Raw genomic sequence first — 13,336 nt, 5'->3', positions numbered from 1 at the left:
GCGCATCCCGCTCATGCTGCAACGCAACATATAGCTCGCTGTTGCGATCAGCGAGCGTTTATAACTCACCGGTGGATAAATTCAGGGCTGGAGCCGAGCGAAAACCCAGTCGGCCTGTGTCGAGAGATCCTTGCGGTACCTGTAGCCGTCCAGGTCGAAGCCCTTGAGATCTTCCGCCCGCTCGACGCGGTTGTCGATGGCGAAGCGGGCCATGCGGCCGCGGGCCTTCTTGGCGAAGAAGCCCAGCACGCGCAGCGTGTTGCCCTTTTCTTCCTTGAAGTGGCAGTTGACGATGGGCAACTTGAGCGCCTTGGCGTCGACGGCGCCGAAATATTCCTGGCTGGCCAGGTTCACCAGGGTGGGATCGGCTTGGTCCTGGGCCGCCGCGTTCAGGGTCTTGGAGATTGTTTCGCCCCAGAAGTCGTAGAGGTTGGAGCCCTTCTTGGTCTTCAACCGCACGCCCATCTCCAGGCGATAGGCCTGCAGGGCGTCGAGCGGTCGCAGCACGCCATACAGGCCCGACAGGATGCGCAGGTGGTCCTGGGCCCACTCCAGGGCCGGGCGGTCCAGCTCGCGCGCGGCGAGACCCGCATAGACGTCGCCGTTGAAGGCGATCACGGCCTGGAGCCCCTCCTCGACCTGCGGGTCGAAGACTTGAAAGCGCTCGTAGTTCAGTTCGGCCAGCTTTTCGGAGATGTGCATCAGCCGGCGCAGGTCGGTCGCCTTCAGCTTGTGCGTCAGCTTGGCCAGTTCGGCGATCTGCGGTTTCAACTCGGGCGTGGTGAGCGGCAGCACCTGGTCAGGGGCGGTGAAGTCCAGCGATTTGGCGGGGGAGATGACCATCAACATGGGCGGGGAGATAGAGGCTCCGGAGGGCCACGGCTAGTGCGAGGCTGGACAATGGGCCGGCGCGCCGCGATGTTACGCGTAGGGTGGGGACAGCATGATTGATTTCGGACCGACTTTGAGAAGGGTCGCGGCGCTGCTCGTCTGCGCCGGGTTCGCTGGACTTGCCAGCTGTCAGGCGCCGGCCCTGGATCCCGAGGCCGACGCCGTGGCGCGTGCGGTCTATTCGGAGATCCGCACTCAGTCACCGAGCCTGCAAGCCCGCCTGTCGCCGGAAATTCGCACGCCGCAGACCGCCGAGGAATTGGTCAAGGTCCGGGCCTATATTCCCGCGGGCGAACCGAGCCTGGGCAAGGCCGTGGGCTGGAATTATCTCTCCATGGTCGGCAAGGGCAAGACGGCGACGCTCGCCCACGAATACGACTATCCCGGCAAGGTGGTTCTGGCCCGGGTGGCGCTAGCGCGGCCGGAGGGCGCAAAGGCTTGGCTGATGACCGGGTTCAATGCCCAGGTCGCCACCACGGAGGAACTCCAGGCGCTGAAATTCTCCCTGGCTGGCAAGCATTACACCCAATACGTTTTTCTAGCCGGTCTGGCGGCCAGCCTTGGCCTGATGCTGGCCGCCTTGATAAAGGTAATCCGAATCAAGGGCCTGAAGCGCAAATGGCTATGGGGGATCGCCGCGTTCGCGGGGGTCGGCAGCCTGCAGATGAACTGGTTCAACGCCGTGTTCAGCTGGAAGCTGGTGAACATCGCCCTGCTCGGCGCCGGTGTGGTCCGCGGGGGCTCACGGTTCGACCCCTGGATCCTGACCTTCATCGTTCCGCTGGGCGCGGTCTTGATCCTAACCGGGGTATGGGCCAAGCCGAAGGCTGAGCCCGTAGTGGAGGAGGCGTTCTGATCGTACCCCAGACCTTGGGCCTGCTGGCCGCCCTGACCTGCCCGCTGGTGATGTTCGGCGCCCTGTTCCTGGTGCTGCGCACCCAGGGCCTGAAGTACCGCATCCTGTGGGCGGTGCTGTGTTTCGTCGGGATCGGGGCGTTCTGGATGCGCGCTTCGGACGGCGTGTGGGGCTTCGTGCCGGCGGCCATCAACATCCTCGGGCCGGGCCAGCAGGCCGGCTATTACAAGGCGACGGTTCCGCTCGGCGCCCTGGCGTCGATGTTCGTCTGTCTGGGCGTCCGGAGAGCCCGCGCCAACGCCCTGGCGAAGGCGGCGGACAGGACTGCCTAGAACAGCACGCGCGGGTTCATGATCCGCTGGGGGTCCAGCGCGGCGCGGATGGCGCGCAGGGCCTCGACCTCTACGGCGCTCTTGTAGCGCAGGGCCTCGACCGACTTCATCGCCCCCAGGCCGTGCTCGGCGCTGATCGAGCCGTCCATCGACGCCACGATGTCATGGACGATGCGGGCGCCCGTATCGCGCAGGGCGTCGTGCGGGTCGTCGCCCTTCTCGTTCATGGGCGCGCCGTCGGCCCGCAGGACGTCGTAATGGACATTGCCGTCGCCAACATGGCCGAAGGCGACCACCCGGACGCCGGGCGACAGCTTTTCCACCGCCGCCGTGGCCTGGTCGATGAAGGCGGCGACCTTGGAGACCGGCACGGAGACGTCATGCTTCCAGGCCGCGCCTTCGGGCTTCTGGCCGCCGGACTGGTTCTCGCGCACGGCCCAGAAGGCGTGGGCCTGGGTCTGGGATTGTGCGACGGCCGCGTCCTGGATCAGGCCGGTCTCCAGCGCGTCCGACAGCAACCGCTGCATGGCCGCTTCGGCGGCGCCCGGTTCGCCCGAGGCGGTCTCGATCAGCACGTACCAGGGATGGACGGCCTCCAGCGGCTCGCGCAGGCCGGGGATGTTCTTGATCGCGAACGCCACGCCCAGCCGGCTCATCAGCTCGAAGGCCTCGATCGCGCCCCCGGTCTCGTCCTTGGCCCTGGCTAGCAGGGCGATGGCGGCGTGGGGGGTAGCGACGGCGGCGATGGCCACGCAGCGTGAAGCCAGCAGCGGATAGAGCTTGAGGCTGGCGGCGGTGATCACCCCCAGCGTGCCCTCGGCCCCGATCAGCAGGTGCTTGAGGTCATAGCCGGTATTGTCCTTGCGCAGCCGCTTCAGGCCGTTCCAAACCTCGCCATTGGGCAGCACCGCCTCGATCCCCAGGACCTGGTCGCGCATCGTGCCATAGCGCAGCACCGCCGTGCCGCCGGCATTGGTCGAGGCCAGGCCGCCGATGGTGCAAGAGCCTTCCGAGGCCAGGCTCAGGGGAAAGCGGCGGCTGACCGAGAGCGCGGCCTCATGGGCCGTCGCCAAGGTGACCCCGGCCTCCAGCACCATGACGTCGTCGAAGGCGTCGATGTCGCGCACCCTCGTCAGCTTCTCGGTGGAGAGCAGGATCTCGCCCTGCGGGATCTGGCCGGCGACCAGGCCGGTATTGCCGCCCTGCGGGGTGATGGCCACGCCGTCGGCCGCGCAGATGCCGACCACTGCGGCCACCGCGGCCGTGGAGCGTGGCAGGGCCAGCAGTGGGGTCTGGCCGGACCACCGCCCGCGCCATTCGACCAGTTTGGGGGCCAGACGATCAGGGTCCTGGCTCCACCCGCCCTCGCCGAGCACGGCCTTCAGGCGGGACAGGGTGTCGGCGGGGAGGGGCTTGGTCATGGTGGCGGAGGATACGCTTCCGGGAGCGAGGCTGTCAGTATATACTGCGGTCTATACGGAGATCGCCATGGGCATCCTGATCAAGAATCCAGAGGCCGAGCGCGCCGTGCGCGAACTCGCCGGACTGACGGGCGAAAGCTTGACAACCGCCGTAGAGGTCGCGGTGCGCGAACGCTTGGCCAAGCAACACGAAGCCCGACCGCATCGAGCGCGGACGATCGAGGAAATGCGCGAAGCGACCGATCGCTTCAGGCGCGCCGTCGGCCTGGACAAGGTCAAGCTGAACGTCACCAAGGCCGACTTCGATGAGCTTAACGAAATCCCCGGCCTCGACACAACCGATCCTGAATGATTGTCGTCGATACCTCGGCGTTGGTCGCCGTCGCCACCAGCGAGCCTGACCACATTCTGATCATGCAAGCCTTGTTATCCTCGGATCGGACCGTAATCTCCGCATTCAACTATGTTGAAACCGGCGTCGTCTTGATCAGTCGGGGCCATCTCGAAGACCGGGCTGAACTGGACGTTTGGCTTGCTCAACTCGGAGTCGCCGTCCACCCCGACCCCGAGGACTCCGCCAAGGCTCTAGACGCCTACCTCACCTACGGCAAAGGACACCACCCCGCCCGCCTGAACCTCGCCGACTGCTTCGCCTACGCCTTGGCCAAGCAACTCGGCGCGCCACTGCTCTACAAGGGCGACGACTTTCCGATGACCGACGTCCGCTCGGCGCTGGACGCCTAGCCCGCCACGTCCGGATCCGGCAGGCCCCGAACGTCGCGCCAATAGTCCTCGCGCACGTCGTCGTCGATCACCGGCGGATCGCCCGCGCCCTTGAAGAGCCGGTCGCCGCCATCCTTGCGCGCCTTGGCGATCCAGAAGGGGTGGCCCGTGTCGACGTCGGTGAAATTGGCCTTCAGGCCTGAATTGCGCAGCGCCTCAAAGGCCCGGCCGGCGTAGTAGAGCGTCTCGCCGGTCTTCGACAGCCGGACGCGCCCGATCCGCGCCGGACCGTTCAGCCCCTTGGACTTGTCCTCGATATACATGATGCGGAATTTCATCGGCTCTATCCTATGAAACCGGCCGCGCGCCGCAGCCGGTCATTGATCGCTTCGCCCAGGCCCTCGCCCGGGATCGGCGCGACGGCGATGGCTGTCGGCTGGGTGCGGTCGGCGGCGCGAAGGAACGCGAACAGGTTTGCCGCCGCCTCCGCCAGATCGCCCGAGGGGCTGAGATTGAACACCCTATCCCCTTGCGGCCATGGCCCAAAGGCCAGGAACGCCTCGCCCGCCGCCGGGGTCTCGGCATTGATCCGCACCGGCGCGTCGGGGGCATAGTGCAGGGCCAGCCTGCCGGGCGAGCGCTTGGCGTCATTCTGCGCCTCGGCCAGCGGGCCGACCACGGCCTCCAGCTGGGCGCGAGTCACGGCGCCGGGGCGCAGCAGGCTCACCGGACCGTCGAGCACCGCCACAACCGTGCTTTCCAGCCCGACGTCGCAGGGCCCGCCGTCCAGGGCGGCGGCGGTCTTGTCGCCGGTCTCGGCGAAGGCGTCGGCAAAGGTGGTGGGGCTCGGCCGGCCCGAGCGATTGGCCGAAGGCGCAACGACCGGACCGCCGAACGCCGCCAGCACGGCGCGCGACAGGGGGTGGCCGGGCACCCGGATGGCCACGGTGTCGAGACCCGCCCGGGCCAGATCGCAGACGGCGGCGGTGTCGCGGATCGGGGCGACGATCGTCAGCGGGCCGGGCCAAAAGGCTCGCGCCAGAGCCAGGGCGCGATCGTCGAAGGTGGCAATGCGGGCGGCGGCTTCGATGCTGGCGACATGGGCGATCAGCGGGTTGAAGCGCGGGCGGCCCTTGGCCTCGAAGATCGCCGCCACGGCGGTCGGGTTCGAGGCGTCGGCCCCCAGGCCATAGACCGTCTCGGTCGGCAGGAGCACCAGGCCGCCGGCGGCGAGCGCCCGCGCGGCCCCAACAACTTGCGGGTCTATTTCCGCTTGGCCGCGATGGCGAAGCTGACCTTCACCTTCGCCCCGATCTCGCTCGTCGACGCCCATTCACCCTGTCCTACCCCGAACACCGTCCGGTCCAGGGTGGTTACACCGCGCGCCGTGGCCGTGTCGCCGTCGATCTTCAGCGAGAACGGCAGGCTGACGGGCTTCTTGACTCCGCGCAGATCCAGCACGCCGTCGGCGACGAACCGGCCCTCGCCGGTCTGGCGGAACTTGCTGGCGGTGAAGACAGCCTTGGGATGGGTCGCCGCCGCGAAGAAGTCCTCGCTGGGCAGGCTGGCGTCGCGCTGGTCGTCGCCGGTGGCGGCCGACGCCATGTCGATGCTGACCGTCAGCTTCGAGCGGTCGAGGGCGTCGGGCGAGAACAGGATGTCGGCGGTCCAGCGCTTGAACTGACCCTGGATGGTGTTGTCTTCCCAGGCGGCGGAGAAGCCCAGGGTCGAGCTCTTGGCCACGGTCCAGGCGACGGGGTCCTTCAGCGCCTTGTCCAACTCGGCGGGCGCGGCGGGGGCGGTGGCGGCTTCGGCGGACGGTGTTTGCTCGGCGGGCGCGGCGTTTTGAACCAAGGCCGGCTTGCCTCGCCATTGCACTTCAGGCGCAGGAACGGGCGCCGCCGGCGTCTTGGCCTTCACCGACGGCATGTAGAGATAGCCGGCGGCGACCACCGCGATGAGTCCCGCGGCGGCCAGCCAGGCGCGCGGCTCTTTCCAACCCGGCTTGGCGCCAGCCGCCATGTGGCCGAAAACGGCGTCGCGGTCGAGAATCTGGTGCTTGGCCACCGCCCCCAGGTGCAGGGCCAGCAGCAGATAGGTGGTCTTGACCAGCAGGCCGTGACCCAGCTCGCCGACCTGATTCCACAGGTGTTTGGGACCGGCCGCCAGCTCGGGCAGGAACGGCAGGTGCGGCCAGGGGATCGCGCCAAACAGCACGGTCGGGATCGGCAGCCGGCTGGTCGAGACGATGATCCAGCCGGTGACCGGCAGTCCGATCATGATCACGTAGAAGGCCACGTGGACCACTTGCGAGGCGATCGTCTCCCAGCGGGGTTGCCCCACCGGGTGCGGCGGCGGCCTGTGGGTCAGCCGCCAGGCCAGCCGGCCCAAGCTGAGCAGCAGGATGGTGATGCCGATCGACTTGTGCAGTTGAAAGATCGCGTAGGTGGTCGGCCCCTTGGGACCGTCCCCCATCCGCCAGCCCAGGATGATCTGGAAGATGATGGCGGCGGCGATCAGCCAGTGCAGGATGATCGCCACCGTCGTGTAGCGAGAAGGGGGCGTGTATCGCGTGCGTCCCGCCACCGAGGCGGTCTCAACGGTCGACTCGGTGGTCATGGCGTACCTCGTCAGAAATCGCGGGTTTCGAATCCAACCCTACTTCTTCGGATTGAACTCGGCTTCGATTTCCAGATCGACGTCGTCGCCGACCAGGCCCTTCAGGTGGGTGAAGCCGAAGTCCGAGCGCTTGATCGTGCCGGTGGCCGAGAAGCCCATGATCTGCGAGCCGAACGGGGTCTTGGCGTAGCCGTTATATTTGACGTCCAGGGTCACCGGCTTGGTCACGCCGCGAAAGGTCAGGTCGCCCGTCAGCTTGCCGGGTTCGACCTTGGTCGAGACGAAGGTGATCTTGGGATATTGGCCGGCGTTGAAGAACTTGGGGTCCGTGCCGATTTCCTTGTTGAAGTCCGGCAGGCCAGTATCGACGGCGGCGGCGTCGATGGTGATCGACACCTTGGTGGCCAGCGGCTTGGCCGGGTCATAGACGTAAGAACCGTCGATGGCTTCGCGCGCGAAGCGGAAGGTGTAGTGCGACGTGCCGAAGTGCGAGACCTTCATCTCGAGGCTGGCGTGCTTCTTGTCGATCGTCCAATTGCCGGCCGGAGCCTGGGCCGGGTCGGTGGCGACGGCCTGCGCCGAGGCGACGGCGGGGAGGGCCGCCGGAGCGAGCAGAAGAGCGCCGGCCAGGAGGGCGGAGGCGAAACGGCGGTTCATGGGCAGTCTCCAAACTGTAATAGAAATAGTTGCTGAACCCCAACTTGGGAAGCTTGGCCCAGCGATAAAGGGTCAGCGCTTCACGAAGCCGTGATCCCTTCGGCTTTGCACACGCGGCGGCCGTCTCTAAACAGGGTTCACCTCGCCGTCCCCTGGATCGGACCTCCCTCATGACCTACCGCGCGCCCGTTCGCGACCTCGCCTTCGCCCTGCGCCATGTGGCCGGCTTCGACCGCCTGGCCGCGGCCTTTCCCGAGGCCGACGCCGACACGGTGGACGCGGTTCTCGACGCGGCCGGCGTCTTCGCCAGCGAGATTCTGGCCCCGATCAACCGGGCCGGCGACCTGACGCCCGCGCAGCTGGACAATGGCGTGGTCCGCACCTCGCCAGGCTTCCCCGCCGCCTACAAGGCCTTCGCCCAGGCCGGCTGGAACAGCCTGGCGGCCGATCCGAAGCACGGCGGCCAGGGCTTGCCCAAGACGCTGGAAATCGCCGTCTTCGAGATGGTCCACGCCGCCAACATGGCGTTCGGCCTGTGCCCGATGCTGACCCTGGCGGCGATCGAGGCCCTGGCCAGCCATGGTTCGGAAAGCCAGCAGCGGCTCTATCTGCCCCGGCTGGTCTCCGGCGAATGGACCGGCACCATGAACCTCACCGAGCCCCAGGCCGGCTCGGACCTGGCGGCCCTGACGACGATGGCCACGCCCGATGGCGAGGGCGGGTACGCCCTGGTCGGCCAGAAGATCTACATCACCTGGGGCGACCACGACGTGGCCGACAATGTCTGCCACCTCGTTTTGGCCCGCACGCCCGACGCGCCGCCCGGCGTCAAGGGCATCTCGCTGTTCCTGGCGCCGAAGGTTCTGGTCGGCGAGGATGGCGTGCTGGGCGTGGCCAACGCCCTGCGGGTGGGCGGGCTGGAGCACAAGCTGGGCATCCACGGCTCGCCCACCTGCGTGATGCTGTACGAGGGGGCCAAGGCCACCCTGGTGGGCGAGTTGGGCAAGGGCCTGGCCCACATGTTCACGATGATGAACGCCGCGCGGCTGCAGGTCGGAACCCAGGGCGTGGCCATCGCCGAGCGGGCCTATCAGCAGGCCCTGGCCTTCTCGCTGGAACGCACGCAAGGCCGCTCGGCCTGGACGGGCGCCTATCCCGCCCGGCTGTTCGACCATCCCGACATCCGCCGCACCTTGCTGCTGATGAAGGCCCGTATCGAGGCGGCGCGCGGGATCTGCCTCTCCACGGCCGTGGCCGCCGACCTGTCGCGCCACGCCGAAACGGAAGAGGCTCGCGCGAGCGCCAAGCTGCGCGAGGAGCTGCTGACCCCGATCGCCAAGGCCTGGTCCACCGACATGGGCGTCGAGGTGGCCTCCCAGGGCGTGCAGATCCACGGCGGCATGGGCTTCATCGAGGAGACCGGCGCGGCCCAGCACTATCGCGACGCCCGGATCAATCCGATCTACGAGGGCGCCAACGGCATCCAGGCCATCGACCTGATCGGCCGCAAGCTGATGCTGGGCGAGGGCCGGGCGATTGGCGATCTGATGGACGACATGCACGATACGCTGGAGGCAATAGCCGCGATCGAGACCTTGGCCGGCGTGGCCCTGCGCTTTGACGCCGCCCTCAACGCGGCCAGTTCGGCCACGGCCTGGCTGATCGAACGCCGGGCCCGGGCCATGCCGGACGCGTTGTCGGGGGCCACGGCCTATCTGAAGCTGCTAGGCGACGTGTTGGGCGGCTGGATGCTGATCAAAGGCGCGCTGGCCGAGCCGCACGGCGTGCGGCTGGCGCTGGCGCGTGTCTATGGGGAGAACGTTTTGGCGAGCGTGCCGGGCCAGGTGGCGGGGGTGACGGCGGGGGCTGCGGATCTGGAAGGCGTGACGGCGGAGATGCTGGGCGTTTAATGATCTGACCGGGCACATGCACTTGTGCGTGTCCCCATCAAACGCACAGAAGTCGGACCTTGAGGTCAAGACCGCCCGCACTTCCGGCTGGGGACACGCACAAGTGCATGTCCCCGATCGAAAACCCTACAGCTGACCCAGCATGTAGTCCGCCGACGACACCTTGAAGTCCCCGCCCTCTTCCACGTTCAGCGTCTCGACCACGCCGTCCTTGGCGATCAGCGAATAGCGCTGCGAGCGCAGGCCCATGCCGAACTTGCTGCCGTCGAAGTCCAGGCCGACCGCCTGGGTGAAGGCGCCATTGCCGTCGGCCAGCAGCAGGACCTCGTCGGTGATGCCCTGGTCGGCGGCCCAGGCCTTCATCACGAAGACGTCGTTGACCGAGACGCAGGCGATCGTGTCGACGCCCTTGGCCTTGAAGTCAGCGACATGGTCCTTGAAGCCCGGCAGGTGCTTGGCCGAGCAGGTGGGGGTGAAGGCGCCGGGTACGGCGAACAGGGCGACGGTCTTGCCCTTGAACAGTTCGTCGGTGGTCACCGGGGCCGGGCCCTCGGCGGTGAAAGTCATGAAAGTCGCCGAAGGAAGCGTGTCGCCAACCTTGATCGCCATGTGCGGAGTTCCTGTTCGTTGAGGGAGCGGATCGGAGATAAAGCCGCCAAGGCCGATCGCCAAGGAAAGGTTGGACTTGAAACTGCCGCCGTCCGCCCCGATCCTCTGATCATGGACCACCCGCACATCGATCTCGGCAAATCCGAGCCCGCGTTTCTCGCCGGCCAGATGCTGGTCGCCATGCCTGGCATCGAGGATCCACGCTTCGAGCGCGCGGTGCTGTACCTGTGCGCCCACGACGCCGAACAGGCCATGGGGCTGGCGGTCAATCGCCCGGCCGAGGGGCTGACCCTGTACGAACTGCTCAACAATCTCGGCGTCGAGCCCGAGGCTCACGCCCTGTCGCATCTGGTGATGCTGGGCGGGCCCGTGGAGCGCGAGCGGGGCTTTGTCCTGCACACCGACGACTTCGTCTCACCCGATTCGACGGTGTCCGTGGCCGATGGCCTGGCTCTGACCGTCACCCGTGACGTGCTGGACGCCCTGGGCAGCCGCGCCCACCGACCGCGCCAGGCCATACTGGCCCTTGGCTATTCCGGCTGGGGCCCCGGCCAGCTGGAGCAGGAGCTGCGCGACAATGTCTGGCTGATCTGCGAGGCCGACGAAGCGCTGCTGTTTGGCGACGATTACGATAACAAATGGACCATGGCCCTGGCCAAGATCGGCATAACCGCCGACCAGCTGTCAGCCCAGGCGGGACGGGCGTAGACGGTCCAGGGGTGGGGGACTTGCCCCCACCTGGCGACTGCGTCGCCTGTCCGCCCCCATAGGGGGCGGAGCTCAGGTGCGCGAGGCTCCGCCCCCTCGCCGCGACAGACCGCGAAGTGGGCGGAGGGGCAAGTGAGTAACCCTACCCCCGCGCCTTCACCGGCGCGGCGCCGTCCACATAGGCCTCGTTCAGATAGACCTCGGCCTCCTGCGGCGACAGGGCCGGCGCGTAGCCGAAGCCCTGGCCGTAGTCGCAGCCCAGGGCCTGAAGCGCGCGCGCCATCTCGGCGTTCTCGACGCCTTCGGCCACGACTTCCAGCTCCAGGTCCTGGCCCAGCTTGATCACCGAGCGGACGATCTTGGCCGAGCCGGCGTTGCTGCCCATGGTGCGGACGAAATAGCGATCGACCTTGAGCGTGTCGAACGGCAGGCGGGTCAGGTACTGCAGCGACGAGAAGCCGGTGCCGAAATCGTCCAGGGCCAGGCCGGCGCCCGCCTCGCGCAGGCTGCGCAGGATCACGGCGGCCCGCTCGGGATCGCGCATGATGTCGCTCTCGGTGACTTCCAGCTTCAGCGCGCCGCGCGGCAGGTTGTGTTCCTTCAGCACCTGGCGGACGTCGTGCACCAGGCCCGGACGGTCGATCTCGCCGGTTGACAGGTTGACGCTGACGGTTAGGGCGCCGACCGCCGGATGGGTGTCGCGCCAGGCGGCCAACTGCTTGGCCGAGGTGCGCATCATGTGCTCGCCCAGCTCGCTCATCAGGCCCATCTCCTCCACCAGCGGGAGGAACTCGTCGGGCGGCAGCATGCCCCGGCGCGGATGGATCCAGCGGGCCAGGGCCTCGAAGCCCGACAGGGCGCCGGTCGAGAGGCGCACCACGGGCTGGAAATAGGGACGAATCTCGCCACGGGCGATGGCGCCGCGCAGGTCGGCCTCCAGGGCCAGTCGCGACAGGCCGTCGGTCTCCATAGAGCGACCATAGGCGGCGGCCCCGCCACGTCCGCCCGAAGCGGCGGCCTCGACGGCCAGCTCGGCGCGGCGCAGCAGTTCGGCCGCTTCGGGGGCGTCCTCGCCGCCCTCGGCCGACACGGCCCCGATCGACAGGGTGGGATGGATGTCGAAGCCGGCCACCCGCAAAGGCTGCTCCAGGGCGGTGCGCAGCAACTCGGCGGGCTCGAAGCCGGTTGGATCGCACAGCACCGCGAACTCGTCCTCGCCGATCCGGCCCAGGATCGAACAGGTCGGGAAGGCGGCGGCCAGGCGTGAGCCCAGGGCGGCCAAGACAAGGTCGGCGCGCTCGTGGCCCAAAGCCTCGTTCAGACGGCGCAGGCGATCGACGTCGGCCACCACCAGCTCGTAGGCGCCCGGCTTGGACAGGCGCTCGCGGGCCTGGACGATGAAGCTCTTGCGGTCCAGCAGGCCGGTCAGGCTGTCGCGTTCGGAGGCGGCGAACTTGACCTCCGGGGCGATGACGCCGGCGGCGCGCACCCCGTCCTCCAACCACTGGCCACGCCAGATGCAGACCTCGCCGCCCCGCATGCGCAGGCGGGCCACGATCTCGCTGCCCGGCTCGCGAACCTTGAGGATGTCTTCGGCCTGCGCGCGGTCTTGAGGCAAGGTCAGGGCGCGGAAGGCGACGGAGGAGCAATCCGGAGCCAGCGGCCCCAGGCCCAAGGCGCGCGCCGCGCCATTGACGCGCAGCCGGTCAAGCTCGGGCTCCCAGAGCCATAGGGCGACCTCGGCGGCGCCAAGCGCCTCGAGCATGGCCGTGGCGTCCCAAACGCGGCGCTGACTGATCTTGAAAGACATGCCCTATCCCAGCGTCCGGGGCTCGCTAGGAATCCCTCCCCGAAAGGTAGACCGGCCTAAACGGCCGGAGGGGGCGCGACCATCCCGAACAGACGATGATCTCGCCATTCGCCGTTAATTTTCAGATAAGCAGGCGCATATCCCTCTTCCAGAAATCCCGATTTCAGCAGCACCGAGGCCGAGGCGGCGTTCTCCGGCATGCAGGCCGCTTCCAGGCGGTGAAGGCCCATCTCGCCGAACGCGAAGTCCACGGCGGCCCTGACGCCGTCCAGCATGTAGCCACGTCGGGCGTAGGGCTGACCGATCCAATAGCCCAGCACGGCGCTCTGGGCGACGCCGCGACGGATATGGAACAGCCGCACCCCGCCGATCAGCGTCGCATCGTCGCGGCGGAACAGGAAGAACGGAAAGGCCTCGCCGGTCTCCAGTTCGCGGGCATAGGCCCCTAGCCGGTTGCGAAAGGCGGCGCGGGTCAGGTCGTCCTTCGGCCAGGTCGGCTCCCACGGCTCGAGGAAGGCCGCCGACTGGGTCCGCAGCGCCGACCAGGCCTTATAGTCCGACAGGCGCGGCAGGCGCAGCACCACCTTGCCGCCCTCAAGGCGCGGGCCGGGATCGGTCTGGAAAAGGCGAAGAAAGGCGGACAAGCGTGGGTTCTCGTTGAGCGGGCGCATTTTCGAGGGTCAACGCGCCGGAGGCAAGAGGGGCGCAGTCGTGCAAGAGTTATCCACAGGCTGACGGGGTCGAAACCCGGTCCCCGTTTGGGGACAGGCCCATGGGCCTGTCCCCAGCCGTCGCACCGC

Annotated in this window: 15 protein-coding genes; 6 read left to right on the top strand and 9 right to left on the bottom strand. The window is 67.9% G+C overall.

Annotation, left to right across the window (positions count from 1 at the left end; translation table 11 throughout):
* Window positions 1-81 precede the first annotated feature (81 nt).
* Entirely contained in the window at window positions 82-849 is a 768-nt protein-coding gene (yaaA, locus tag ACP694_RS06135; protein WP_426011208.1) for a peroxide stress protein YaaA, read from the bottom strand.
* A 94-nt stretch (window positions 850-943) separates the two neighbouring features.
* Between yaaA and ACP694_RS06130 the strand changes: the two genes are divergently transcribed.
* On the top strand, window positions 944-1,747 hold the full coding sequence (locus tag ACP694_RS06130; protein ID WP_426011207.1) for a hypothetical protein: 804 nt from the start codon (window positions 944-946) through the stop codon (window positions 1,745-1,747).
* A gap of 14 nt (window positions 1,748-1,761) precedes the next feature.
* On the top strand, window positions 1,762-2,079 hold the full coding sequence (locus ACP694_RS06125; protein ID WP_426011206.1) for a hypothetical protein: 318 nt from the start codon (window positions 1,762-1,764) through the stop codon (window positions 2,077-2,079).
* Here ACP694_RS06125 and ACP694_RS06120 read toward each other — a convergent pair.
* A complete protein-coding gene (locus tag ACP694_RS06120) occupies window positions 2,076-3,500 on the bottom strand; it encodes an FAD-binding oxidoreductase (protein WP_426011205.1) in 1,425 nt (474 codons plus the stop codon). The two genes, ACP694_RS06125 and ACP694_RS06120, sit on opposite strands and share 4 nt — an antisense overlap.
* Before the next feature lie 67 nt (window positions 3,501-3,567).
* Between ACP694_RS06120 and ACP694_RS06115 the strand changes: the two genes are divergently transcribed.
* Window positions 3,568-3,852 carry a type II toxin-antitoxin system VapB family antitoxin gene (locus ACP694_RS06115; protein ID WP_426011204.1) on the top strand — a complete coding sequence of 95 codons (285 nt, stop codon included), beginning with the start codon at window positions 3,568-3,570 and terminating at the stop codon, window positions 3,850-3,852.
* Window positions 3,849-4,244 (top strand): type II toxin-antitoxin system VapC family toxin, encoded by a 396-nt coding sequence (locus ACP694_RS06110; RefSeq protein WP_426011203.1) that lies wholly within the window; start codon window positions 3,849-3,851, stop codon window positions 4,242-4,244. Before ACP694_RS06115 ends, ACP694_RS06110 begins: the two co-directional genes overlap by 4 nt.
* Here the strand turns inward: ACP694_RS06110 and ACP694_RS06105 are convergent.
* From ACP694_RS06105 to ACP694_RS06090, 4 genes are read right to left on the bottom strand one after another with little or no spacing between them, the layout of a single operon-like run.
* Window positions 4,241-4,561 (bottom strand): 1-deoxy-D-xylulose-5-phosphate synthase, encoded by a 321-nt coding sequence (locus tag ACP694_RS06105; protein WP_426011202.1) that lies wholly within the window; start codon window positions 4,559-4,561, stop codon window positions 4,241-4,243. The two genes, ACP694_RS06110 and ACP694_RS06105, sit on opposite strands and share 4 nt — an antisense overlap.
* Window positions 4,562-4,566: 5 nt before the next feature.
* Complete coding sequence (locus ACP694_RS06100) at window positions 4,567-5,556, bottom strand: L-threonylcarbamoyladenylate synthase (protein WP_426011201.1); 990 nt, start codon at window positions 5,554-5,556, stop codon at window positions 4,567-4,569.
* The gene (locus tag ACP694_RS06095; RefSeq protein ID WP_426011200.1) at window positions 5,487-6,842 is read right to left on the bottom strand and encodes a YceI family protein; all 1,356 of its coding nucleotides are present in this window, start codon (window positions 6,840-6,842) and stop codon (window positions 5,487-5,489) included. The genes ACP694_RS06100 and ACP694_RS06095 overlap by 70 nt, the downstream gene beginning before the upstream one ends.
* A 39-nt stretch (window positions 6,843-6,881) precedes the next feature.
* A complete protein-coding gene (locus ACP694_RS06090) occupies window positions 6,882-7,499 on the bottom strand; it encodes a YceI family protein (RefSeq protein ID WP_426011199.1) in 618 nt (205 codons plus the stop codon).
* A gap of 170 nt (window positions 7,500-7,669) precedes the next feature.
* Here ACP694_RS06090 and ACP694_RS06085 point away from each other — a divergent pair, with 170 nt between their 5' ends.
* Window positions 7,670-9,409 (top strand): acyl-CoA dehydrogenase, encoded by a 1,740-nt coding sequence (locus ACP694_RS06085; RefSeq protein ID WP_426011198.1) that lies wholly within the window; start codon window positions 7,670-7,672, stop codon window positions 9,407-9,409.
* Window positions 9,410-9,535: 126 nt separating this feature from the next.
* Here ACP694_RS06085 and ACP694_RS06080 read toward each other — a convergent pair whose 3' ends face one another.
* Window positions 9,536-10,018, bottom strand: a complete 483-nt coding sequence (locus ACP694_RS06080; protein ID WP_426011197.1) for a peroxiredoxin — start codon at window positions 10,016-10,018, stop codon at window positions 9,536-9,538.
* Between the two features lie 111 nt (window positions 10,019-10,129).
* On the opposite strand from ACP694_RS06080, the gene ACP694_RS06075 reads away from it, so the two are divergent.
* A complete protein-coding gene (locus tag ACP694_RS06075) occupies window positions 10,130-10,726 on the top strand; it encodes a YqgE/AlgH family protein (protein WP_426011196.1) in 597 nt (198 codons plus the stop codon).
* A 142-nt stretch (window positions 10,727-10,868) separates the two neighbouring features.
* Here the strand turns inward: ACP694_RS06075 and ACP694_RS06070 are convergent, their stop codons facing one another.
* Both ACP694_RS06070 and ACP694_RS06065 read right to left on the bottom strand, forming a co-directional pair.
* Entirely contained in the window at window positions 10,869-12,536 is a 1,668-nt protein-coding gene (locus ACP694_RS06070; protein ID WP_426011195.1) for a putative bifunctional diguanylate cyclase/phosphodiesterase, read from the bottom strand.
* A 56-nt stretch (window positions 12,537-12,592) separates the two neighbouring features.
* Window positions 12,593-13,180: a GNAT family N-acetyltransferase gene (locus ACP694_RS06065; protein ID WP_426011194.1), complete on the bottom strand. Its 588-nt coding sequence runs from the start codon at window positions 13,178-13,180 to the stop codon at window positions 12,593-12,595.
* Window positions 13,181-13,336: the final 156 nt, after the last annotated feature.

Origin of the sequence: Caulobacter sp. DWR2-3-1b2 (assembly GCF_049896345.1) — a bacterium.
Lineage (GTDB): Bacteria > Pseudomonadota > Alphaproteobacteria > Caulobacterales > Caulobacteraceae > Caulobacter.
The sequence above is the reverse complement of the archived record's forward strand: the minus strand, read 5'-3'. Positions and strand labels throughout refer to the sequence as shown.